The sequence below is a fragment of the Desulfolutivibrio sulfodismutans DSM 3696 genome, assembly GCF_013376455.1.
Classification (GTDB): domain Bacteria; phylum Desulfobacterota; class Desulfovibrionia; order Desulfovibrionales; family Desulfovibrionaceae; genus Desulfolutivibrio; species Desulfolutivibrio sulfodismutans.
In genome coordinates this window covers 2,929,212-2,951,435 of sequence record NZ_CP045504.1, presented here as the reverse complement: position 1 = coordinate 2,951,435, position 22,224 = coordinate 2,929,212, and the positions used below count along the sequence as shown (strand labels likewise).

The following is a 22,224-nucleotide window of genomic DNA, read 5'->3' as shown; positions in this document are numbered from 1 at the left end:
GACGCCTCCTGCCCCCACAATCACGGAACCACGTAGGCGAACATTCTGCCTGCCTGCTCCATATCGTCCCGAGTCACGATTTGGTAAAGGGCTGAATGCTCCATTTCCAGGCCAACGAACTTGGGCAGGGTCATGCGTAGCCTCCCCCAACTGGCGAGGCAAGCGTTCACCGGACGGAACAGCGGCTGTATCAGTTGCCGGTCCAGGCCCTTGTGGCACCACACGGGGTAGAACTTCCGCGTACTCTCCCGCAGCATGTAGAGCTGCGGGTCAACCTGCGTGATGGGCAGCACCCTGGCCGCCACGGGATCATCGAGCAGCCGGTGGTACAGCAGCTCGTAGTGCCTGCTGCGGATGAATGGCAGATTCCAGGCGACGAAAAAGGTCAGGTCGGCGGCGGCCCCGATCTCCGCAGCCATGGCCGACTCCATGTCGATGCAGCGTACCTCCATGTTCAGGAAGTTGAAGTGGTGCTGGCTGCAATAGCCCGGAACCCTTCGGACCTTCGCGCCGCCCACATCGGGCAGGCTGCAGAGCTCGTCGAAGTCGCCCAACACGAAGGCCTCGTCCACGACGCCGCTGCCGAGGCAATTCTCGACAACCATTTTGAGGACCGGCGTTCTTGCTATGGGCTCGGCCCACAGCTCCCGGACAGAGGGCGTCAGGTGTTCCAGTGCGAGGATTATTGCGGTGACTTTCATGCTTTTCGTGTGGTATTGTTGCAATGACTGCGGACGCAGTATTCCGCAATAGGGATGTCCTGCTCATTTTGAAAGTCGAATCCCTCCCCGGACAGGACTTCGTGGTACAGCGTCTCCAGCGAGCTGGAATGAGGCACCGTATGGTTCATGATCCCCACCCCGACTATCCTGTAGAGCTGGGGATTGGTATCAAGCGGCTGTTCCTGGTCGTTCCAGAAGGGAAAGAGGCGCCCATCCTTCGGGCTCACCAAGCAAAGCCCGCTCTCCACGCGGCAGATGCCCTGGATTCGTAGAGCCCGCTCCCGCGACTTGTGCAGCGCCTGCATCATGTCCACCAGGCTCTCTGGCCGGAAACAGATGCAGTTGCAGTTGTAGGAGACGAGGTAGTCGCTCTTGCGGCCCAGGTGCTCGTACATCTGCCTTCCCTGCGTCTGGTTCCACTCGGAGATCGAATGGTATCCAGAGAAATAGTGGACCATCTCGCGGGGCCTGTGGAGCGCGACGGCACCGCACTCCTCGGTAATGCGCTTGAGCTCCGCGTCTTCAGTCCATACGAACACCTTGTCGATGAATCCGGCGCTGCGCATGATGTCAATGGCCCAGGCCAGCACCGGGCGCCCTTGGACCGGGAAGGCGTTCTTGCGGTAGAACGTGGACCCGCCCCCACGCGCGACGATGATCCCAACAACAAATTTATCCGAGAACATACATACCTCGCGGCTGTGCAGCACTTCGCCCGGCGGTCTGGGCTCCGAGAAAAAATATTCGCTCCGGGGCTGCCCCCGTCAGGAAATCGGGCCTCGCGGCCGGAACAAACAAAACTTCTGGATTATTACTCAGAGCGTAAAATTCCTAACTATGCGGCCTTGGCATAGGCGACATGTTTCCCCTCAAAATACTTCTTCACTTTGTAAGGGCGGCGTTGCCGACTGTGGAGGAACCCTCTCAGCTTGCCCATCAACTCGGGCTTGTCCTTCACCCTTCCGTCACGAAAGAGGTGCGTTTGATGTCCTGACTCGCAAGCGCGTCAGGATTCAACTCAGGGCTATATGGCGGCAGAAGGAAAAGCCTGATCTTGTCTTCGTGTTCGGCCAGCCAATCATTGACCTTCTTCGCTTTTCGTACCGAGTGCCTGTCCACAATGAAGAATACTTTGCGTCCGTCAAGTCGCCTCACCATACGACCCAGAAATTCCAAGAATACTTTCACAGTGAAGCGCCCTTCAAAGACCATGAAGCTGAGGTCACCCAGGTTGGTGATGCCGTGATCGCGTTGCAGCCAAAGCGCTTGCCGCTGCATTTGACGACAGGTGTCACCCCCTTCTCGCCCCAAGTGGTCCCTGCCTGATGGTCAGAGCGTAGTCCGGCTTCGTCGCCCCACCAAATTTTGGCCTTTTCGGCCTTGGCCTGCTGCTGGATGGCGACGTATTTGTGCTCAAGCCAGTATTTGACCTGGGCTGGATTCTGCTCCAGCGCACTTTTTGCCGGTTTCTGAGGAGTCAGCCCCCAATCCTTGAGGTGGCGGCCTACGGTCCATCGAGACAAGCGGATGCCGAAACGCCTTTCGATGAGTGCTCCGACCAGATCGCGGGTCCAGAGCAAGCCTGGCAGTCGCAATTGATCGGGATTCTTGCCCAGCACCGACTTCCTTATGGACTCCATCTGTTTGTTTGTGAGCTTTCCACCCTTTGGCCGCCCCTTGGGCTTGCTTGCAAGGCCAGCTTCACCTTGCTGGCGGTAGGCCTTGACCCACAAGCATACCGAGGTGCGTGACGCTCCATAGACCACAGCGGCCTTGGTCTGACTCATTCCTCCCTCTACAACAGCCTTAACGGCTTTGCGTCGAATCGCGTCCTGAGCCGAATGGGACAGGTTTCTGGCGTCACCGGAATCCATGAAGGCAGATATCAAATACCGAGCGCTTTGTTAAGTATTTTGTGCTCTCATTTCTGTCCGGTTAAGTCAGAAGCAACCGTTGCCCAGGATTATTAGATTTTAGTCGTTGTCGTCGATGGTCGACGAGGTCGAGTATTTCACATTGCTGAAACAGATTTCGTTACACCAGCCGGACCAGGTAGTGCAGGCTCAGGCCGATCTCTGAAAGGAACCTGAATCCGTAGCCGCGTTGGCTTAAAATCGCGTTATGCCACCGTCGAGGTGATTTTGGATGACCCTTTCAGGCCTCTTTGCTCAACCCACCCCGGATATGCGGGGTCTTTTCCCGATACCCGGCTTTGGGCCAGAGATCAGGGCGGATTGGTGCGATTTTCGGACATATGTCTCCCTTGGACGAGTTTCCGTCCGTGTGTTTTCAGACTTGCGCCAACCGTCTCTGCAGGCCGACAAGCGCTTCGCCGAATCCGCCGCTGGACGCCACTTTCAAGACAATCCGTCGCGCATGCCGGACCAACCGGCCGCACAGGTACATCATGCCCTGCATGATGGTGCGCAAACGGCGGCGCGTCGCCTTCTTCAGCCCGATGATCCCGGAGTTGAGCAGCAACTCGCCCAGCACGCGGAGCATATTGTTCACCAGGACGCCGAGTTGGAAGTACAACTCGTTGACCGCAAACTTCCCGGAGGGAAGGCGTTCCAGGTCGAGTTCGCTTTTGAGCTCCGCGAAGTATTGTTCGCACGTGCCCCGGTCGCGATACAAGCGAAGGATATCGGCATCGGACACCTTCTCGAGGTCCGTCCAGACGCTGAAAACCGTGTACTCCGGCAAGAGCAGGGCCTGCCCCTTCTTGCTGGTCCTCTCGGTCACCTCGTAGACCAGCCGGACAGCTCCGATTTCTTCGCGCTCCCGGCGGGTGCACCCCGTGTAGACGGTTTTGCCGGGCCTGGGAGAATGGGCTCGCCCTTCCTGCATGGCCAGGTTGATCAGGACATCGGGCCGTTCCCGGCGCAGGTTGTGGCGAGTGATGAAGCTGTCCCCGGCCTTGAGTCGAGCCGCCATGAGCGCCACGTCGTCGAAGGCCGCGTCGTCCACCCAGAGCAGATGGGCCTTGGTCAGCTTGCGCACCCGCTCGCGGACCGCGGCATGGAAGTCCAAGGTCCCTTCATGCAGAGGGTGATGACTTCCTGGGCAAAGCTTGACTCCCACGATCAGACCGCCTTCGAGGAACGAGCAAACCGGGGCGTAGCCGAGAACCCCGCTATAGCCCTTGGCGATGCCCTCCTTCTTGGTGTCGCTGTTGTCGAGGATGGTGGAGTCGGTGTCGATCCGCACGCCGACAAAGGAAGGCACGCTGACGATCCGGGGTTTGAAATCCAGCTTGCGCAGCATGCGCACGGAGCATGTAGGCATGGCGTCGTGGACATTGCGGTCACGACTCATGGCCTCGAAACGCTGCCGCAGAGTTGCCTGCGACGGGATACGACGACCAACCCCCAAGGCTGTCGTGAAGAACTCGCTGTCCTTGAACTGCCGCACGTGGTCGAACCCTACCTTGCCTATGGCGAGGAGCCCTCCAAGGCACCGCAGGCTGTCCTTCACAGCGACCTGATAGTTCGGGGACTCCCGCTTGGCGCAGATGGAATCGATATCGCTGCTGCGCATGAGTTCGCCCATGGCTGCAAGCCCGGCATTGCCGATGATCGGTTCCCCAGTGATCTCAAGGGCCAATTTCCCCATGTGGCGCACCTCGCGGGTGAAGAGGCATTCGCTCAATCCTGTGAGGTCAATATGCCAAAATGTTTTAGCTTTTTCAATTGCCAACTGCACTTCCAAGGCAATTTGAACTGATGCTGCTTACGGATTCAGGTATTTATTTGCGGAACGCAACACTAGTCATGACCCTTTGAAAATTTTCTACTAACCGCGGACTGAATATTTCGCGAGCCCTCCCCCCTGTTCCCCACAATACGAGCTTGACCATATGCGTTGACCTCCGGCTATGATGTTATCTTTGTGAATTTTTTGGCCTAACAACGCACCACAACTTCTGGGTAAAAAGCAACTCGCATCATTTCAGATATCTTCTTTGATTCGTTTCTGGTAATCAAACAAATGTCGTAACAACCCCACCTCCTCTTCCGTGTTTAGTGTGTAGCATGAGGCAGGCTCTACGGGCAATCCCATAATATTTGGAATAGTGCTGAGCAGACGTGTCCAGTGTGTCAGAACAACCGGAACAACTTGGTAAAGCTGGTGGTACATCTGTCTGTCAATACTCCGGTGTTCCCAAACAGGAAAAAACTCCTTGCTCTCAGGAACCTTCGTATAGAGGTGTGGATCGACAGGACAAATGGGAACAACGCGAGCCATGATCGGATCGTCCAGCAACTTGTGATACATGCGCTCCAGTATTCGCCCAGAGATCAATGGTGTGTTCCATGAAACCTGAAATATCATGTCGGATTGAAGCTCAGCAGCAAGACAAAGGTCAAACTCTCGATACAACACATGCTGTTCGATATCAAGATAGTTAAATGGATGGCCACGATAGAATCCTGGACATTCAAAAATACGCACGCCCAGAGTCTCGTGCTTCCCGATGAGCGACGGCAGATCCGTCACGACGCACAAATCGTCAATAACTCCGCTTTCCCTGCAATTTTTCAGGACATGATCCAAGACCGTTCCATCCTTGTCCAGGGGAACATTCCACAACGCATCAGCAAAAGGCGTAATCCAGGACAAGGCCAGGATCATGGCGTTCGTTTTCATTTGGTCGCCCCATCTACTTCATCGAGTCTTGACTGCATGTAATACTCAGCAAAAGGGATATCCTGCCTGCTCTGGAAGTCGAAACCTTCGTACTCCGGAACTTCGTGGTACAGGGTGGCGACATCACCGGTATTTGCCTTTGTCCGATGCACGATGCCTACGCCAATCAGACGATATAATGGAAGCAACGTGTCTCCCAGCGGCTTATCCTTGTCATTCCAGAACGGAAATAAATGCCCGCCAGTCGGCGTATGCATGCACAGCCCACTTTTGATGCGGCAAACTGGAAGAATACGGAAATATTTCTCATCCGCTAACCGCAGGGCGTCGTACATGGCCCTCAAACTTTCAGGCCGCAAACCGATGCAATTGCAATTGAACGGCACGATGTAATCGTATTCGCCGTCCAGATGTTCCTTGATCTGCCGGTCCTGCAGGTGCTGCCACTGGCCAATGGTCCAGGCGCCGGAATAATAGTGGACCATGTCCCTAGGACGTTCGAGATGAATGGCGCCGGCCTTTTCCGCGATATCCGCAAGATTTTGGTCTTCGGTCCAAACATATATATGGTCTATAAATCCTGCCCGCTGCATGGTATCGATAGCCCAGGCAAGCACCGGGCGACCGAGTATGGGATAGGCGTTTTTGCGGTAAAATGTGGAACCGCCACCCCTGGCCATGATGAATCCCACATTAACAGGTCTTTTTGCCATATCATTCTACCCCCTCAAACCTATTTATCATGCTTTTCGCCTTCATGATTGCTGCCGAGAAAGAACCGTTTCATCCGCTTCTTGATGGCCGTTGAGACAATCCTTCCCGGCGTCGGAGGCGGTGGGACGAAATACTGTTGGGGAGGGTCGATGCGCATCAACCGTTCTTCCCAGGGACTACGGTCATAATATTTCCGCGTGGAGCAAAATTTCTTATGCTTCTTGAGGAGGTTTCCCTTCAGAGTCGCAAATTTTTCTCCGTGGTTGCGCAACACATCCTTCATCTCCTTGTAGGGGAGGATGCGGAAAAGCATGATCAGAATGCCCATATGGCCAAAAATGGGCTTGAATTGATCGTAATGGTTCAAAACATGCAACGCCATTGCCTCCCGATAATCCTTGTGTGGAGGATGGCGGGAAAAATCACCCATTGCGTTGATCGCCCCCAGAAGAGGGTTTGCGCTGAAGTTATTTGCACCATGGCGTCGATAGCATCCGTAAATTCCAGGTATAAGTATGGAATTCCCCACCTGCTGACAAAAATGTGCAAGGTAATAGTCCGCACAGATGCGAAACGTGACGCCCGGGTCGGGCATGATCAGATCAAGTGTGCTGCGACGAAAGACCATGGAGCTGGCCGTAGCCCAAGCCCACCAGGTATCATGGAACAACTGCTGGGGCACATAACGATATTCGCCTTTCCCTAGATGGTCGGGATGATCTCCGCAAATGATCTCGCCGTTTTCATTGATCTGGTATTGATTGGAACTGGTGAAGGCCACGGCCTTCTTGCCTAAATGCACGCGCATATGGTTATCCAAAAAATCCGGGAGCAGCACGTCGTCCGCGTCGAGCATCATAACGAACGCCCCCCTGGCCCGGGAGAGCCCCTCGCGGAAGGCCTCCATCTGGCCGCCGTTTTGCGAACGTCGCACATACTGTATGGCTTTGCCGTCGACATGCCTGGCCACATAAGCTTCCAGTATCTCGATCGTACCATCCGTTGATGCATCGTCCACAATGATCATTTCCCAGTTGGGATAGGTCTGCCGTTGCACTGAATCCAGACATTGGATAATATATCTCGCATAGTTATACGAGGTAATAATAATCGAAACCATTGGAAAACGTATATCTGCTTCTGTAAGACGAAAGTCATCGCATGAAGTGAGTATTGTTTGCAACGGCATATCGTTCATAGAATGCCCTCTCAAGTAAATTTTCACATCCATGTCATCATTCATTTTTGGCCATGCGTCTCACTAAATCGTAGCCTGCGGCGGAAAACTGGCTGTCAGGTAAAGAAACAGATCGCAAAGAAAACCGTTTTCGTACATCCTGTACACCTCGGATTCGCTGAGAAGATTAAGGAGACCGGAAACAAGTTCCCTCTCGCATTCCACCTGATAGGCATTTAGAAGTCTCTTCGCCTTGTTGTTTAAAATGTCCTGCAGCATCCAGCGTGAGATAACCTGTGGCGTAACATCGAAAATATTCTCCGGTGCAACCCTGACATCCCAAACAAGATGAGTGAAAATACGTGGGAAAAAGGCGCTACATACATAATAACGGGCGTCTGTACGGCGGGCCTCCCAGGAATCGATGGGAGCATGATAATCGAGCCCAAGAAACCGATGGACAAAATCGCCCCGCTTCCCCTTACCCACCAGGAAGAGATCCTCCGCTGGGGGCGGCATGTCCACATACGCCTTGGACAGTAGGACTGCGGGGGCCACGCCCTCGGCAATCCAGCTCCTCGGCCTGCCAAAGACTTGGGAAAGCTTCCTGGCTGTCCGAACGTAGTCGGAAGCGGCGGGCAGCGCCACGCGCTTGTCCACACGGGCCGCCACCATGGTGTCGGCATGGACCGGCTTGGTCAGGTTGCCGTTTCCCAAAAGGGTTTCCACAAAGATGCGAACGCCCAGGTGTTGCATGTTCAGCACGTCGTGAGCTACGACCAGCGCTCCATCCCGAAGCTGCGGCCAAAAGGCCAGGATATCCTCCCGGATACCGCGAAAACTATGGTCGCCGTCCACGAAAAGCATGTCCACCTCCAGGGCCTCACGACTTGCGACGGCCGCCCCTGTTCCGAGGTGGAAGGTGAAGTTCCGATGACTGCGGAGGTCATTCGGGATTTTGTCCTCAATGTCCACGGAATGCAGCACAATACGCCCGGCGGACGCCAAAAGCATAATGTGGGCTGATCCGCCCAGAAAGGCCCCAATCTCCACCACGACGCTGCCCTGCGGCAGGCTGGCCGCGCACAGGGACAACAGGAATTTTTCATTGTCGCTCATGTAGGCGTTGGAGGCCGCAATTTCAAAAAGCATGCTTATTTCCCCGCATTTTTTGGGCAGTACCCGCTCGTGCGGATGGGATGATGCGGCCCGGAGAGAGGGCAAGGCCGAATAAAACATCTGGCAAAATCCATAGGCTCCCGAGGGAGTCGACGCGCTCTTTGCGGTATGATGCCGCAGGGAGACAAAAATACGACCTCGGCTGCGCGTCATGTCTGCTGTCCTATGAGACCGTCGTGCCCGGGGGGGGGCGCTCCCGCAGGCCCGAGATACCCGACGACGGCCCCAATATCTTTGTCCTTCTCGTCCGGATTCGGGCGAGGATGTTTCCGAAAGACAATCTTGTCGAAAAAAAAGCCCATGAGTTTTCGGATTGATCGCTCGGTGAAATACTGCATGCACCATTTGCTCTCATAATCATCACGATTGAGTCCGACATGCACCACAAGTCGCCCGCCAGGAGCGAGCAGACGGACCCAGGTGGCCAGTTCTGTTCGTGGGCAAAGGCAATGCTGCAGTACATGCAAGGCAATGACAAGATCGAAACATCCCCACATGGGCATACATTCCTCAACGGTTCCCACCCGCAGATCCAATCCCAGATGGCCCCGTCCGAGGGGCACCGCGTCTTCGTTCAGGTCGCACCCCACAACGTGGTGCCCTTGGGCGGCCAGTTCCGCCAGAAACCGCCCCTCCAGGCAGCCCACCTCGGCTATCCGCATCTGAGGACACAGCTCCTGCGGGCCACCGAGCCCACGGCACAGGTCGTCCATGCGGCAGTACAGATAGCTTTGCCACCGACTAGGGTTTCCGATGTCTTCAAAGGTCAGGCCCGCGTAGCTCCCTTCGAAGGCCGGGCGTCCCTGGAAATAATTCCGCAACTTCTCTGGCGAAATCGGATCGGCCACAAAGACATGCGAGCACTCGTAACACACCGCGATCCGGCGTTTGTCCGGGGAAAGCACCAAGAATTCATAGGCGCCGCCGCAAACCGGGCACCCAGGAAGAAGCCTGCACTTCATGATATGTTCCCAACCTCCCTGACAATGCATGGGTCTACACGTTGAGAAAGGCTATGCGGTTTATCGTTCTTGGTTCATTTGAGAATCTTGTTTTCATGCCACCGTCTGCCGCCTGCCGCCGAACTACGAAGCCCAGTCTGCATCCTCTGACTCGACAATCTTGTCCTGTTCGTTGATATAATGCCTTGGGTCGGTGATCGATTCATCCGCAACGACAGGAGCAACCTCGCCAAAACCGAAAAAGGCCGCGTAGTCGCCGTGGAATCCATCGCAGATGGCCTTGGCCGCGCAGTCATCGCAGGCCGGGGCGAACTGATAGCCGCAGTGTTCCCGAGCCCGGATGAAGGCGCTGTGGCGGTATTCGTCCTCAATGCGGATATCCGGATCATCCAGATAACCGGGCACGGTCTGGAACATGGGCGAACGGTAGTTGGCTTGGCGCAGGCTGATCAAGGGAGACAGCTCGCCGTCGCGCATACGCTGGGGCTTCATATCTGTCCAGGACCATGACGCATAGTCCCATTCGTGCAGATCATAAGGAAGCTGTTGGAAGTTGTAGAGATGCTTCCGGTAGCGCTCAGGAACCTGGCAAAGAGGGAAGTAGCGGACGTTGACCTCAATGTTGGCATCGTTGAGCTGATCCATGGCGGCTACAAGCGGCGGCGCCACCTCGCTGTAGGCGGCCACATCATCCCGGGAACGCTCGCCTCGCTGCTGGTCCTCGAATGGGTTGAAGGCGATGAAGTTAACCGCGCGAGCCCCAACCTGCCGGGCAAGATCAGCCACGCCCGCCAGATGAGGCAGGGCGGAGTTGGTAAGCACACAGTTAAAACGCACGGGCATTCCCACGGCCACGCAATTGTCCAGGGCGGCCATCTGTTTCTTGTGCGCCCCGGGCACCCCCACCACATCATCGTAGTTCTGACCCAGGCCATGGACGCTCACCAGCAGATCGCGCACGCCGACGTCCTTGAGCGCCTGGCACTTTTCGCGTCTGGCCAATACCAGGGCATTGGTGATGAGCGTCGGAAGCAGGCCGATCTCGGAGCAGTAGGCGCACAACTCCTCTATGCCCGGATAGATGGTCGGTTCACCACCCTGGATGTCAATGGCGCTATTGCCATAGTGATGGCGTAGATTGTCCATGATGCCTTTCGCCTTGTCCATGCCCATAAACGGATGCTCGGGATGGTCCTTAGCCTCGATCCGGGTCTGGAAATAGCAGAACCGGCAGCGCAAGTTACAGGTCTGTCCAAGCCAGACCACTCCGCGGCGTGTCAGCACCCTTTTCTTCGTCGTGGCGATGCAGGAATTTCTCATAGGGCCTTCTTTCGTTGATTTTATGACCGACGCACAGGCTGTCGGCGAGGTACTCGCGAAAGCGTAGGACTTGTTCCGCTATGATGATAAGCGGGGTTAAATCATCAAGCCCAGGCGGGAACGCGGATGCGTCTTTATGCGCCGCAAACCGGCCATTGGGAACCCTGAAGCCATAAGGGCACACTGGGGAGGCATGGCGGCATCCCCCTCCCTCCGGATGAAACATGGCGATCCTGAACATTTCGCATATTCGTAACTCACTGCCAACATTTCCGTCTCCACAGATTAAGCAAAAAACATACCGATATTTTGAGTTATTTTAATAAACAAGCATATCCCGGGATGAACTTCCTCCCTGTTCAGTGAGCATGAATCCTGCGCCGCCTCCTTTGCGCTACCCCTTTCAACTCGTCCGAGAGGGGGTCGGACATGCTTCAGAATGCCCGACCGCTCCGGCCTCTCCGTAATCTGATCCGCGCCCTGAATGGCCTCCGGCAGACAGCCCGACAGGATTTTCCCAACAAACAGGCGGCGAAAGGCAAAGAACTCTGGCAGGCCTGCGCCAGGACGTAGCGACCCCTTTCCGACAAGGCGAATACAGCGCCTCCGACTGGCTGACCCTCTCTGGGGTGAGAAAGCAGGCTGACACATCGGAGTGTCATTTTACAAATAACTCCTCGGCCGTCGGCACGGAGAGGATCTTGAACTTCTCGGATACGGGTGTGCGCCACTTTTCCCACTGCATCTTGGCTGCCAGCCAGAGATAATGGCGCAGAGGGCGTTTGAAGACGGCCGGATACCGGGCCACCAGGTTCGGCAGTTCCCGGGGCTTGATCATGCGCAGGACAAGCCGGATGAGACCCGGCCCCATGTAGATGGGGTAAAACAGATCGTAATTTCCCAGAATATGCCGGATCATGGTCATGCGGAATAGGTCATGGGGTGGATGTTTGTCCAGGTTTCCCACGGAATTGATATTTCCGAACACGGGATTAGAACCGAAGTTGTTGGCCCCGTGGCGGCGGTAGCAGCCATGAACGGAAGGGATGAGCAACGAGTCGCCGATGAGATGGCAGAAATGCGCGATGTAATAATCGGCGCATATGCGAAACGTGGCGCCGTCACGAGGCATGATGAGATCCACAGTGCTTCGCCGGTAGACCATGGAGCTTGAAGTCGCCCATATCCAAAATCCGCGCTGAAACGTGGTCTTGCGCACATGGCGGTAATAGCCCTTGGATTGGTGGTCCATGTGCTGGCCGCCGATGATCTCACCCGCACCGTTGATCTGGTACTGGTTGGAGCTGGTGAACGCCACCGTGGCCACGGAGAGATGGGCATGCATGTGAGCTTCAAGGAAATCGTCCAGCAGGACATCGTCAGCGTCAAGCAGCACCACGAAGCTACCCGAGGCCACCGTAAGCCCTTCCCGGAACGCCTCCATCTGGCCTCTGTTTTCCTGCCCCTCAATGAGTCGGAACCGCCCGTTGGCCTCCGGAGTCTGCATAAAGGCGCGCACCCGGTCCACAGTGGAGTCGGTGGACTGGTCGTCCACGATGATGCATTCCCAATTGTCGTAGGTCTGACGGGTGACTGATCGCAGACATTCCTCAATATAGGACTCATAATTGTAGCTGGTGACAATAAGACTGACCAACGGACGGTGCATGTTGGCCCGGTTCAGGCGCTGGTCGCGGAGGGCTTGCGGCAGCGGCGCGGGGGGAATCGCGGATGTGCAGGCGCGTCGGGCGATGAGGTCGTGGATGTTCATGGATGCTCGCAAAAGGAGTTAAGGCTGTGTGCAGACATCGCGCGTCTGAGCCTCGTCCGCACACCGGATGGCGACGACGCAATCATAGAGGTTTGCCTTCCTGACGGGCCTGGGAATCGGAATCCAGACGGTCAGCGAGGCGGGATCGGTATTGCAATTCAGTCGCCCGCTCCAGCTCGGACATGTACCAGTTGGGGCCAGGGTTCCAATCCTCGGCCAAACCGCCACCATAAATTTCCACCCGGCCCTGTAGGGCCTTGGGGGAACGGATGGCCCGCAGCCTCTCCAGGTTGCCAGGGCTCACGTCGTCGATTTCCTGGCTGCTCGGCCGACGCATAAGGGGAATGGCGCAGCCGCAATTCGGGCAGGCTTGTAGCTTCTGTTCCGTATAGTCCTCGGGGGTACGTTTCCACCAGCCTGGTTCTATGGGCCAACCGTTGGGCCCATCGAACAAGATGTTGAAGCTGGCAGCCACTTCGCAAAAAAATGCCCCCTTGGGGGTGATGGAGGCGGACCAAAATTTCTGGATCCAGCAATCGTCGATGAGACGCCACATCTCATCCGGGTCGGCGATGACCTCACGAGCGGCGACCAGAAGCGGCTGGTGCATGATCTGATCCACGCTGTGGTCGTTAAAAAAGTAATTTCCGTACACCTCCCGGATCAATGAACCGTATTTCCTCCCCAGGGCTTGAGGAACGGTGGACCACAATCCGCGACGTTTTTTTTCAGGAATGCGTTCGGCCAGGTATTCGGCCATCTCGGCGAAGCGGGGATGCAAGAGCGGTTCTCCGCCAATCATGCCCACCATGCCGGGAAAATCCACAAGCGAGTCCACGGCCTGCCGGAAGGTATCCATGTCCATGAAGAACGGTTTCTGATGATGCCCCGTGAAACGGGTGCAGTTGGAGCACCGGTTGTGGCAAGCGTTTGTTACGTCAATCTGGATGATTTGCATCTCCGATAGGGGGATCATATCTGAAGTCTCCTGTGTAAAAAAATAGTCCCTCCGCTATACCGAGTTCGTGAAAACATGGCGATGGGGGGGACAGACGCTCCCCCCGGGGATGTCAATTCTCCGCCGTTTCCACCGATAGCACCCATATTTCAGCGTAACGGAAACATGCTCTCGCCCAATTTGCCATTACCAAGCCCCGCCTTTGGAAGCAGTCGACGCGGAAAATGACGCCGACACACTCCTTCAGTGTGCAATTTCGTGCAAATACCGAGCCAGCTCCATGACGGTCCACTCGCCCCAATACTGGTCACTGCGGCCAGGGAACAAACGCTCGTTCGCACATCCTGAACAATTCTCGTGAGATGGCATTATTTCAAATGGATAGCCCCAGAGCGGCTGCACCACATGCCCGACCACTGTTCACTCAAGGATGGGCGAACAGTGGGCCTTCACCGCTCGAATTCGACGTATCGCCGCACATTCCAGCGGGCGCATGGTTGACGCCGGGTGATTAATCCGTCGCCCGAGGCGACATTGTTACAATCTCAGGCTCCCAGGCCGGGTCAGCCCGGCGACGGCAAGGCGGCCTGATGGGCTCGCGCCCTGGCCACCAGCACCTTGGATTCCTCAAGCAGGCGATTCCAACTGCTGGGATGATGGATATCCACCTCGCGCCGGGCATGATCGCGCACGTACATGAGCACCTTGGGGATATGCCGGAACACGGCCCCTCCCTCGGCGAACCGCAAGAAGAGCTCATGGTCGTGGGCCAAAAGAGATTCATCGTACCAACCGAACCGCTGGTGCAACGCGGTACGGTAGAGCTTGGCCACGCCGCACAGATACCAGTCGGCAAAGCACCGCGAGAAGGAATAGTCGGGCAGGGCGAACCGACGGACCCAGTGCCCGGCGTCGTCCACAATGGCCATGTCCGCGTAGACAAAGTCCGCCCCGTCATCAAGTTGGGCCGCCATTTCAGAAATCATTGCAGGCAGCAGGCAGTCGTCGGAGGGAACATAGGTGCAGTACAGGCCGCAGGCGGCGGCGAACCCGGTGTTAAGGGCCGCCGCCAATCCCCGGTTCTGCGGATGGGTGATGACCCGCAGGGTGCGTCCGTCCTGGGGATATCGCGGGTGATAGACCCGCTCGATGACGTCGCTTTGGGCATTGTAGCAGGAGGCATACGAGGCCTCGTCCTCGGCCACGGCTCGCGTGAAGGCGGCGAGGGCCTCTGCGGTTCCGTCCGTGGAGCCGTCGTTGACCACGATGACATCCAGGGAGGGATGATCCTGAAACCAGATGGAATCCAGACAGGCGGTCAGATACCGGGCCTGATTGTACGTCGGCACGATGATGGAGGCCAAGGGGGCGCGATGTGTCACAGATAGTCCTCCCTGTGCGGTTAACCCCACGTATTTTCAGACTTTCTACTGTTTCTCCTAACCTCCCGACCATCCCCCTGTCAATCGGATTTCACCGTCCGGGCCTATCCCGGGCAGGCGTTTCGCGCTCCCAGTGTCACCTTTCCGACGCCAGAGGAAGCGCCTTATCCGGCTCCTCCGTCGGTTTGTCGGCAAGATAAAGCGTCACCGCATCACCGGGTTCAAGGCCGGTTTCACGGGCCGCGCTTTCCCGGTTCATGGCCAGCTCGAAATGCCCCTGGCTCCCGGCCAAAAGCCCAAGCGCCCCAGGCGGCACGGCGGCATAGGCCGCAGCCCGGACAATGCGCGGCGCGCCCGGCAGTTCCATGCTCACCCCTGCGGCGTCCCGCACCACCTGCTCATATTCCGTAATACGCAGATTCAGGATGAGATTGCCGAACCGATCCACATGCAGCACCTTGGCCTGCAACCGCCCGCCTTCCAGGGTCGGGTTCAATCCGGGCAGGAGAACCAGCGAGGCCGGATCGACCTCATATCCGCATTCCAGCACAGGCCTTCCGCCTGCCAAGGCCGCAGCCAGGGGGGCGAACACATCGCGTCCATGGAATGTGGCGGAGGCCGTTTCCGGAACCGGAAAGGCCCAGGCCCCGTCCATCGTTCCCCGCAAGAGCAGCAGGGTGAGCAGGCCGTTGTCCGGAGCCAGGACCAGACGACCCTTGCGGCGAAGGCCCACGATGCGCCGGGATGTGCCCACGCCCGGGTCGACCACGGCCACGGTCACGGACCCAGGCGGCATCCAGGGCAGGCTGGCGTCCAAAAAGAAGGCCCCGGCCAAAACGTTGTGCGGCGGCACGCCATGGGTCAGATCCACAAGCGCGACCCCGGGCAGGCATGCGGTCAAAACCGCCTTCATCTGCCCCACATAGGGGTCGGCCAGACCGTAGTCCGTGAGCAGGGCCACCACCTTGGGACAGCCGTCGGTTTCATGCTGGGGCAGGAACATGCGACCTCCCTCTCCGCCTGGACGCTGGCGGCAGAAGGTTGACACCTACCTCAAAGCCAAAGGCTTGGGTAGTCGCTTCCAGGGTGTGCGGCAAGGCTTTTGGTCTAGACGGCGGCGGGCTGGGTCTTGGGGCGCTGATCCAGGGTGATGGAGAAGGAAACGGCGTACAGGTGGTGAAAAAAGTCCACATATTCCACATGGACGTCGCTAGGGACGGTGATGCGGGCCGGGGCGAAGTTGATGATGCCCTTGATCCCGGCCTCGGCCAGGAAATTGGCGGCGCGCTGGGCCCGATCCGGAGGCGTGGTGATCAGCCCGATCTCGATGTCCAGCTCCCGGGCCGTCTCCTTGAGCCGCCTGGTACAGACCACCTCCAGGCCGATGACCTCCTCGCCGATCTTGAAGGGATCACAGTCGAAGGCGGCCACGATGTCAAAACCCCGGTACTTGAATTCCCGGTGCCGCAACAGCGCCTTGCCCAGATTGCCCACGCCCACCAGGGCGCATTTCCACATGCGGTCGACGCCGAGGGAACGCTTGATGGCGGTGATGAGATCCTGAACGTGATACCCGACCCCGCGCACGCCGAATTCCCCGAAATACGCCAGGTCTTTGCGGATCTGCGAGGGATTGACGTTGCAGGTTCTGGCCAGAAGCTCCGAGGACACGACCTGGGTTCCTTCGCGCTTGAAGGACTCCAGCACCTGGACGTACATGGCCAGCCGCTTGATGGTTGCTCTTGGGATGTGGTCGCTTTTCACGATGATATGCCGGTGTGGGAACAGCTAACGATGTGAAACTTTTAACAAGTGCTGTTTTTAAAAAAGGAGGCCGGGCGCACCGGCCTCCTTTTCCCGAATCGGTATGTTCGCAATTAACCCATGTAGGGGTTGGCGAACAGCAGGATCAGGTTGATGACCAAGCCGTAAATGGCCAGGGACTCGAGGAAGGCCAGACCGAGAATCAAGGTGACGGTGATCTTGCCGCTGGCCTCGGGGTTGCGGGCGGTGCCTTCGCAGGCGGCCTTGATGCCCAGGCCCATGCCGATGCCGCAGCCGGCGGCGGCGACGCCCTGAGCCAAAGCGGTGGCCCAGGAGATGGTGGCGACGACGGCGGGATCGCCAGCGGCGAAGGCGACGCCAGCCAGGGCGAGAAGGGCCACGGTGTTCAGGGCGGTCATCAGAATCTTGCGCATTGGTGCATCCTCCATAAACGGAATGCGGTTAGTAGTGTTGTTGGTCCTAAGGACCATTTCCCCCGATTCTAATGGGCGTGTTCCAGCGATCCCTTGAGGTAGATCATGGACAGCATGAAGAACACGAACGCCTGGATGGTCTTGGCCAGAATGAACATGAAGTACATGGGGAAGGTGGAGACCACCGGGGCCAAGGCGAAAAGCAGCACCAGGACGATTTCACCGCCGCGCACGTTGCCGAAAAGACGCAGGGTGAGCGAAAGCGGCCGGGCCAGGTGGGAGATCAGTTCCACCGGAAGCATGAGCGGAATGAGCCACCAGAACGGTCCAAGGAAGTGCTTGATGTAGCCGGGGCCCCACAGCTTGAGTCCCCAGAAGTTGTAATAGACGAAGACCGTGAGCGCCATGGCCGCATTGGTGTTGATGTTGGCCGTGGGCGCGTCGAAGCCGGGCACAAAGCCGATGAGGTTGCCGATGAGGATGAAGACGAAAAGCCCGCACAAGAACGGAAAGACCTTGCGCCCTTTTTCGCCGATGTTGGCGACCACGAAACTTTCCAGGCCGCCTACCATGAATTCGAAAAAGTTCTGCATCCCTCCGGGGACCATGGCCAGCTTGCGGGTAGCCATGGTGCCGAGCACGATCATGATGACCATGACCACCCAGGCGTTCACGACGTTGCCCGGGACGTTCAGGCCAGCCGCGTGAAAGGCCTCCTCGACGATCAGAAGGGGATGCGGAAGTCCACCAGCCATAGCTTATGCCTCCTTTCCATTTGGCGCTTCCCGCGTTCCGGAGGCCGCGATTTTGACGGCGCCCCAGCACAGAAAATTGACGACGATGATTGAAACCCCGGTCAAAAGCGCGACGGGCCGCGCCCCTGCCCACACGATAAGCGCGTAAAGGACCGCGCCGGTCAGCCCCAGCCGCAGATAAAACCGGGTCAAGGTGGCCAGGACGGCCTCGGTCCGGTTGGGCTGGGAGGTGATGCGCACGCCGAATCCGGCCAGAAACCAGAAATTCAGCGTCGCCAGGACCGCGCCAGCGCCGTACGACCACGCCCACGCCGAAAACCCCAGAACCGCCAGGCAGAACACCGTGGAAAATCCGGCCAAAAGGATCTGGTTGCGCACCAGCATCCTGATGTCCGGATTGACGAACCCCCTGCGGAAAAGCATCCGGTCGAAGGAGGTCGCAAGCGAGCTAGCCCTGGTCGTCATGGTTCGTCGTCGTGTTCTCTTCCTGGAACTTTTTGGCTTCCAGGTAGATGTTCCGAAAACCCGCGGCAATGCCGAACAGCAAAAACAACAGAAGCAACCACGGCTTGGTGCCAAGCCACACGTCCAGCCAATATCCGATGAAAAGCCCCACAAGGACGCCGGAAACCAGATGCAACCCCATGACCGAGGCGTTTCCTACGGCATCCCACGTCTTTTTATCTTTAAATATCGGCGACTTGAGAAATTTGTCCAGCACCACGTCCTCCCCCGTCCCAGGCCTTTCCGCAGCCGCTTGCCGCCACATGCGACGGAGATCGTGCAAGACTTCACAAGTCGCGAAGCCCTAACACGGCCAATTCGGGAAAGTCAACGGTGTTTGCGGTTTTATCACGCAATTTCCGCCCTGGGAAGCCCCTTGCCGACATTGCGGCGACCCGGCGGGGGGGGGTTTGCCCTCACAGGGGAAACGACACCGTGATCTGCACGCCCTGCGAGGCCGGGTCCGTGCGCACCTCGCCGCCGAGCTGCCCGGCCAACCCCTGCACGAGTTCCAGGCCCAGGCTGTCCAGACTGGCGTTCTCACGCACCCCGAGCCCCACCCCGTTGTCGCGGACGGTCAGATCGGCCCGGTCTCCCTGCAAGCGCAGGCGCACATGAACCGCACCCTCCCGGCCGTCCGGAAAGGCGTGCTTGATGGTGTTGGACAACAGCTCGTTGACGATGAGCCCCAGAGGGACCAGGGTCGGCGGGGCAAGACGGGCGGAGGCGATGTCCGTGGTCAGTTGCAACCGGCTTTGGCCAAATCCCAGGATGTTGAACAGGCGTTCGGTCAGGGTGCGCAGATATTCCCCCGCGTCCAGGAGCAGATCCGGCTGCGAGCCGCACAAATTTTCGTGGACCTGGGCCACGGCCATGACCCGCATCCGGGATTTTTCCAGCAACTCGCGGCAGGCGTCGTCCGAGGCCACATCCGATTGCAGCCCCAAAAGCCCGGCCACCACGCTCAGGTGGTTCTTGATGCGGTGATTGGCCTCGCGCAGGCGCAGCTCGGAGTCCTCGGCCTTGGCCTGGAACGCGACCATGGCGTCCTCGACGCCGCGTTCCAGGCGTTTGCGTTCCAGGGCGATTTCGATGGCCGCCTTGATCTGGCAATTCTGGAAGGGTTTGAGGATGTATCCGTACGGATGGGCGGCCCGGGCCCGGGCGATGTGGTCGTCGTCGCCAAACGCGGTCAGAAGCACCACCGGGATGCCCAGGTTGCGCTGGATGTGCTCGCAGGCCACGATGCCGTCCAGGCGTCCGGGCATGACGATGTCCATGAGCACAAGGTCGGGATGCCCGCGCGAGGCGAAGTCCACAGCCTCTTCCCCGGCCCCGGCCGACTCCAGCACCCGGTACCCCATGGCCCCCAGCATGTCCTCCAACTGGGCGGTGATGACCGGCTCGTCGTCCACAACCAAAATGCTGCCCCGCGCCGTCGCGTCCATTTCCACTTACGCACCCCCCGCGACCCCAAATTCCACGGTCACCGCCGTGCCTCCATCACTATCGATTTGCAGACTTCCGCACAACTGTCTTTTGACCGTATCCCGGATAAGCCGCAGCCCGAAGGTCTTGGTTCGGGCCATGTCCATGCTCTGGGGCAGCCCCCGGCCATAGTCGCGGATGGAGATGACCGCCCGGACCGGGGACCGCCATCCGATGCGGATGTCCACCCGGCCCGGCTCACCCGGGGGATAGGCGTGCTTGAAGACGTTGCTCAGCAGTTCGTTGAGCAGCATGCCGCAGGGCACGGCCTTGTCCAGGGGCAAGGGCAACTCCTCAAGGTCGAAGGTCGGCCTGATGCCCCCGGCCTCATACATATCGGCCAGCTGATGAAACAACATGCGGCCGTAGGCCGCGATATCAATGCGCCCGATGTTGCCGCTGCGGTACAATTCCGTATGAATGAGCCCCATGCCGTGGATCTTGGCCTGGAGATCCAGGCAGACGGCCCGGGCCTCGGGGTCGCGCATGCGGCGGCCGGCCATGTCCGTCAGGCTGGAGACGATCTGGAGGTTGTTTTTGACGCGGTGGTGGATTTCCGCCAGCAGGCTCTCTTTTTCCGCCAAGGCCTCACGCAGCCTGGCCTCGGCCTTCTGGCGCTCCTTGATCTCGGCCAACAGCCTGGCGTTGGCCGCCTTGAGTTCGTCCATACGCTCAGCCACCCGCCTCTCCATCACCCGCCGCCAGCACACCCCTTCAAGGCTCCGAAACTTCTTGGACAAGGCTGACGGCTCCACGGGTTTGATCACATGGTCCACGACTGGCCCGTTTTTCGAGCGATTCCCTTTTTTCGATATCAACCAAACATCATTTTGCAAACTCGATGCCCTGGCCCGAACCTTGGAGACGGCCCGGGAATGACAACCCCAAACCTTTGGAGTAGATTTCTGACGGCTGGACGATGGAAGTTTCCCACGTCGGCTCATGCCGCAAGGAGGATTTCATGAAAACCGTCATCGCGTCCCTGGCCCTGGCTTTTCTCGTGGCCGCCACCGCCCCCCTGGCCCTGGCCCAAAGCAAATACTATTGCGTCAAGCCTGACGGCGCCCCTGTATGCGCCATCCTGGTCACCCCCGGCGCCCGCCACGACCCCAGCGTCCTGTGCAATCTGTCCTGCTCCGCGTGCAACCTGACCTGCGCCGCCATATTACGCCTGGGCGACGGGGCCATGGGAATGGAAGACCAGATCCCCGTGGTCCAGGTGCGCCCCGAGGCCCTCACCGGCCGCGACATGCAAAGCAACATCGAAACCCCGGAATATTGCAACACCCAGTACCAGAACTGCCTGACCAACTGCCGCCGCGATCCGCAGTCGTCCGCAAGCGCCACCGCCTTGCGGCAGTGCGAGGCCTATTGCCAAAGCGTGCGCTCGGGCTGCGGCATGGGCAACTCCGGCCGGTAACACCTGTATCGACGAGGGCCGCCGCATCCCGCACCCGGGGCACGCGGCGGCCGCTCCCGCCCAAAAGACGCATCCATGCACCTGACCGGCTCCGTCATCCGCCCCCCCAGCGAGGCCGACAGCATCCTCATCCAGGCCACCCTGGGCTGTTCCCATAACACATGCGCCTTCTGCGGGGCCTACACGGGCAAACCCTTCCGGGTGGTCCCCGAGGCCGACGTGGAGGCCGCCCTGGACTTCGCCGCGACGTACTGCCGCCGCCAGCGCCGGGTCTTTTTGTGCGACGGCGACGCCATGGTCCTGTCCGTCAACCGCCTGACGCGCCTTCTTGGCCGCATCAGGGAGAAGCTGCCCTTCGTGAACCGGGTCTCGGCCTACGCCAACGCCAAAAGCCTGCGCACCAAATCCGAGGACGAACTGGCGGCGCTGCGCGGCCTGGGCCTGCATACCCTGTACATGGGTCTTGAATCCGGCGACCAGGACACGCTGTCGGCCATGGGCAAGGCCGACACCGCCGCCGACATCGTGGCCGCCGGGCAAAAGGTCCGCCGGGCCGGGCTGCGTCTTTCGGTCACGGTGCTTCTGGGGCTGGCCGGGATCGAACGATCCGGCCTCCACGCCGAGCGCACGGGCGCGGCCCTGTCCGAGATGGACCCGGATCAGGCTGCCGCCCTGACGCTCATGCTGGTCCCGGGCACCCCCCTTCATGCCGACTGGAAGGCCGGGCGCTTCGCCTTGCCCGACGCCCGGGGCATGCTCGGCGAACTGGCCACACTTTTGGCCCACACCCATCTGAGCCGGGGGCTTTTTCTGGCCAACCACGCCTCCAACTTCCTGCCGCTGAAACTCCGACTGCCCCGGGACAAGGACACGGCCCTGGCGCTCATCGGCCGCGCCCTGGCCGGCGACGTGCCCCTGCGGCCGGACTACGTCCGCGCCCTGTAGGGCGACGTCCCGGGAGGGGGAACCCTTTTGAAAAAGGGTTCCCCCTCCCGGACCCTCCCCTTCCGAAAACTTTTGGCGGCTT

Annotated in this window: 24 protein-coding genes; 2 read left to right on the top strand and 22 right to left on the bottom strand. The window is 58.7% G+C overall.

Going from position 1 to position 22,224, the window contains the following annotated elements; all coding sequences use genetic code 11:
* Positions 1–20 precede the first annotated feature (20 nt).
* The 22 genes from GD606_RS13455 to GD606_RS13350 all read right to left on the bottom strand — a co-directional run bounded on the left by GD606_RS13455 (position 21) and on the right by GD606_RS13350 (position 20,553).
* A complete protein-coding gene (locus tag GD606_RS13455; RefSeq protein ID WP_163301174.1) occupies positions 21–701 on the bottom strand; it encodes a hypothetical protein in 681 nt (226 codons plus the stop codon).
* Positions 698–1,408 (bottom strand): cytidylyltransferase domain-containing protein, encoded by a 711-nt coding sequence (locus GD606_RS13450; RefSeq protein WP_163301173.1) that lies wholly within the window; start codon positions 1,406–1,408, stop codon positions 698–700. The genes GD606_RS13455 and GD606_RS13450 overlap by 4 nt, the downstream gene beginning before the upstream one ends.
* 268 nt (positions 1,409–1,676) lie before the next feature.
* Positions 1,677–1,910 carry a transposase gene (locus tag GD606_RS13445; RefSeq protein ID WP_246298793.1) on the bottom strand — a complete coding sequence of 78 codons (234 nt, stop codon included), beginning with the start codon at positions 1,908–1,910 and terminating at the stop codon, positions 1,677–1,679.
* Positions 1,907–2,596: an IS630 family transposase gene (locus tag GD606_RS13440; protein WP_281361998.1), complete on the bottom strand. Its 690-nt coding sequence runs from the start codon at positions 2,594–2,596 to the stop codon at positions 1,907–1,909. The genes GD606_RS13445 and GD606_RS13440 overlap by 4 nt, the downstream gene beginning before the upstream one ends.
* A 415-nt stretch (positions 2,597–3,011) precedes the next feature.
* Positions 3,012–4,418 carry an IS1380 family transposase gene (locus tag GD606_RS13435; RefSeq protein WP_163301170.1) on the bottom strand — a complete coding sequence of 469 codons (1,407 nt, stop codon included), beginning with the start codon at positions 4,416–4,418 and terminating at the stop codon, positions 3,012–3,014.
* 252 nt (positions 4,419–4,670) lie between these two features.
* Entirely contained in the window at positions 4,671–5,369 is a 699-nt protein-coding gene (locus GD606_RS13430) for a hypothetical protein (RefSeq protein ID WP_163301169.1), read from the bottom strand.
* Positions 5,366–6,082: a cytidylyltransferase domain-containing protein gene (locus GD606_RS13425; RefSeq protein ID WP_163301168.1), complete on the bottom strand. Its 717-nt coding sequence runs from the start codon at positions 6,080–6,082 to the stop codon at positions 5,366–5,368. Before GD606_RS13425 ends, GD606_RS13430 begins: the two co-directional genes overlap by 4 nt.
* A 20-nt stretch (positions 6,083–6,102) precedes the next feature.
* Positions 6,103–7,314, bottom strand: coding sequence for a glycosyltransferase family 2 protein (locus GD606_RS13420; RefSeq protein ID WP_246298792.1), 1,212 nt, complete (start codon positions 7,312–7,314; stop codon positions 6,103–6,105).
* Between the two features lie 30 nt (positions 7,315–7,344).
* On the bottom strand, positions 7,345–8,412 hold the full coding sequence (locus GD606_RS13415) for a class I SAM-dependent methyltransferase (RefSeq protein ID WP_163301167.1): 1,068 nt from the start codon (positions 8,410–8,412) through the stop codon (positions 7,345–7,347).
* Between the two features lie 176 nt (positions 8,413–8,588).
* Entirely contained in the window at positions 8,589–9,401 is an 813-nt protein-coding gene (locus tag GD606_RS13410) for a class I SAM-dependent methyltransferase (RefSeq protein ID WP_163301166.1), read from the bottom strand.
* Positions 9,402–9,524: 123 nt separating this feature from the next.
* Positions 9,525–10,721, bottom strand: coding sequence for a radical SAM protein (locus GD606_RS13405; RefSeq protein ID WP_163301165.1), 1,197 nt, complete (start codon positions 10,719–10,721; stop codon positions 9,525–9,527).
* 658 nt (positions 10,722–11,379) lie between these two features.
* Positions 11,380–12,492 carry a glycosyltransferase family 2 protein gene (locus tag GD606_RS13400; protein WP_163301164.1) on the bottom strand — a complete coding sequence of 371 codons (1,113 nt, stop codon included), beginning with the start codon at positions 12,490–12,492 and terminating at the stop codon, positions 11,380–11,382.
* Between the two features lie 82 nt (positions 12,493–12,574).
* Entirely contained in the window at positions 12,575–13,468 is an 894-nt protein-coding gene (locus tag GD606_RS13395; RefSeq protein WP_163301163.1) for a radical SAM protein, read from the bottom strand.
* A gap of 545 nt (positions 13,469–14,013) precedes the next feature.
* A complete protein-coding gene (locus tag GD606_RS13390; RefSeq protein ID WP_163301162.1) occupies positions 14,014–14,832 on the bottom strand; it encodes a glycosyltransferase in 819 nt (272 codons plus the stop codon).
* Between the two features lie 136 nt (positions 14,833–14,968).
* Complete coding sequence (locus GD606_RS13385; protein WP_163301161.1) at positions 14,969–15,835, bottom strand: SAM hydrolase/SAM-dependent halogenase family protein; 867 nt, start codon at positions 15,833–15,835, stop codon at positions 14,969–14,971.
* A gap of 104 nt (positions 15,836–15,939) precedes the next feature.
* Complete coding sequence (locus tag GD606_RS13380) at positions 15,940–16,596, bottom strand: redox-sensing transcriptional repressor Rex (RefSeq protein ID WP_163301160.1); 657 nt, start codon at positions 16,594–16,596, stop codon at positions 15,940–15,942.
* Between the two features lie 113 nt (positions 16,597–16,709).
* The gene (gene atpE / locus GD606_RS13375) at positions 16,710–17,030 is read right to left on the bottom strand and encodes an ATP synthase F0 subunit C (RefSeq protein ID WP_163301159.1); all 321 of its coding nucleotides are present in this window, start codon (positions 17,028–17,030) and stop codon (positions 16,710–16,712) included.
* Positions 17,031–17,098: 68 nt separating this feature from the next.
* A complete protein-coding gene (gene atpB, locus GD606_RS13370) occupies positions 17,099–17,785 on the bottom strand; it encodes a F0F1 ATP synthase subunit A (protein ID WP_163301158.1) in 687 nt (228 codons plus the stop codon).
* A gap of 3 nt (positions 17,786–17,788) precedes the next feature.
* Positions 17,789–18,250 (bottom strand): ATP synthase subunit I, encoded by a 462-nt coding sequence (locus GD606_RS13365; protein WP_163301157.1) that lies wholly within the window; start codon positions 18,248–18,250, stop codon positions 17,789–17,791.
* A complete protein-coding gene (locus GD606_RS20590; protein ID WP_281361997.1) occupies positions 18,234–18,506 on the bottom strand; it encodes an AtpZ/AtpI family protein in 273 nt (90 codons plus the stop codon). The genes GD606_RS13365 and GD606_RS20590 overlap by 17 nt, the downstream gene beginning before the upstream one ends.
* Before the next feature lie 199 nt (positions 18,507–18,705).
* The gene (locus tag GD606_RS13355; RefSeq protein WP_176629302.1) at positions 18,706–19,737 is read right to left on the bottom strand and encodes a sensor histidine kinase; all 1,032 of its coding nucleotides are present in this window, start codon (positions 19,735–19,737) and stop codon (positions 18,706–18,708) included.
* A gap of 6 nt (positions 19,738–19,743) precedes the next feature.
* Positions 19,744–20,553, bottom strand: a complete 810-nt coding sequence (locus tag GD606_RS13350) for a sensor histidine kinase (protein ID WP_163301154.1) — start codon at positions 20,551–20,553, stop codon at positions 19,744–19,746.
* Positions 20,554–20,738: 185 nt separating this feature from the next.
* Between GD606_RS13350 and GD606_RS13345 the strand changes: the two genes are divergently transcribed.
* Together GD606_RS13345 and GD606_RS13340 are read left to right on the top strand one after the other, a co-directional pair.
* A complete protein-coding gene (locus tag GD606_RS13345) occupies positions 20,739–21,197 on the top strand; it encodes a hypothetical protein (protein WP_163301153.1) in 459 nt (152 codons plus the stop codon).
* A 75-nt stretch (positions 21,198–21,272) separates the two neighbouring features.
* Positions 21,273–22,142, top strand: a complete 870-nt coding sequence (locus tag GD606_RS13340) for a radical SAM protein (protein ID WP_163301152.1) — start codon at positions 21,273–21,275, stop codon at positions 22,140–22,142.
* Positions 22,143–22,224 lie beyond the last annotated feature (82 nt).

What these genes read in the sequence shown, in the direction of transcription:
- GD606_RS13340 (WP_163301152.1), top strand. Translation starts at nt 21,273, where the DNA reads ATGCACCTGACCGGCTCCGTCATCCGCCCCCCCAGCGAGGCCGACAGC.
- GD606_RS13385 (WP_163301161.1), bottom strand. Translation starts at nt 15,835, where the DNA reads ATGTTCCTGCCCCAGCATGAAACCGACGGCTGTCCCAAGGTGGTGGCC.
- GD606_RS13450 (WP_163301173.1), bottom strand. Translation starts at nt 1,408, where the DNA reads ATGTTCTCGGATAAATTTGTTGTTGGGATCATCGTCGCGCGTGGGGGC.
- GD606_RS13455 (WP_163301174.1), bottom strand. Translation starts at nt 701, where the DNA reads ATGAAAGTCACCGCAATAATCCTCGCACTGGAACACCTGACGCCCTCT.
- atpB (WP_163301158.1), bottom strand. Translation starts at nt 17,785, where the DNA reads ATGGCTGGTGGACTTCCGCATCCCCTTCTGATCGTCGAGGAGGCCTTT.
- GD606_RS13410 (WP_163301166.1), bottom strand. Translation starts at nt 9,401, where the DNA reads ATGAAGTGCAGGCTTCTTCCTGGGTGCCCGGTTTGCGGCGGCGCCTAT.
- atpE (WP_163301159.1), bottom strand. Translation starts at nt 17,030, where the DNA reads ATGCGCAAGATTCTGATGACCGCCCTGAACACCGTGGCCCTTCTCGCC.
- GD606_RS13345 (WP_163301153.1), top strand. Translation starts at nt 20,739, where the DNA reads ATGAAAACCGTCATCGCGTCCCTGGCCCTGGCTTTTCTCGTGGCCGCC.
- GD606_RS13430 (WP_163301169.1), bottom strand. Translation starts at nt 5,369, where the DNA reads ATGAAAACGAACGCCATGATCCTGGCCTTGTCCTGGATTACGCCTTTT.
- GD606_RS13420 (WP_246298792.1), bottom strand. Translation starts at nt 7,314, where the DNA reads ATGGATGTGAAAATTTACTTGAGAGGGCATTCTATGAACGATATGCCG.
- GD606_RS13405 (WP_163301165.1), bottom strand. Translation starts at nt 10,721, where the DNA reads ATGAGAAATTCCTGCATCGCCACGACGAAGAAAAGGGTGCTGACACGC.
- GD606_RS13395 (WP_163301163.1), bottom strand. Translation starts at nt 13,468, where the DNA reads ATGATCCCCCTATCGGAGATGCAAATCATCCAGATTGACGTAACAAAC.
- GD606_RS13440 (WP_281361998.1), bottom strand. Translation starts at nt 2,596, where the DNA reads ATGGATTCCGGTGACGCCAGAAACCTGTCCCATTCGGCTCAGGACGCG.
- GD606_RS13415 (WP_163301167.1), bottom strand. Translation starts at nt 8,412, where the DNA reads ATGCTTTTTGAAATTGCGGCCTCCAACGCCTACATGAGCGACAATGAA.
- GD606_RS13400 (WP_163301164.1), bottom strand. Translation starts at nt 12,492, where the DNA reads ATGAACATCCACGACCTCATCGCCCGACGCGCCTGCACATCCGCGATT.
- GD606_RS13355 (WP_176629302.1), bottom strand. Translation starts at nt 19,737, where the DNA reads ATGGACGCGACGGCGCGGGGCAGCATTTTGGTTGTGGACGACGAGCCG.
- GD606_RS13365 (WP_163301157.1), bottom strand. Translation starts at nt 18,250, where the DNA reads ATGACGACCAGGGCTAGCTCGCTTGCGACCTCCTTCGACCGGATGCTT.
- GD606_RS13425 (WP_163301168.1), bottom strand. Translation starts at nt 6,082, where the DNA reads ATGGCAAAAAGACCTGTTAATGTGGGATTCATCATGGCCAGGGGTGGC.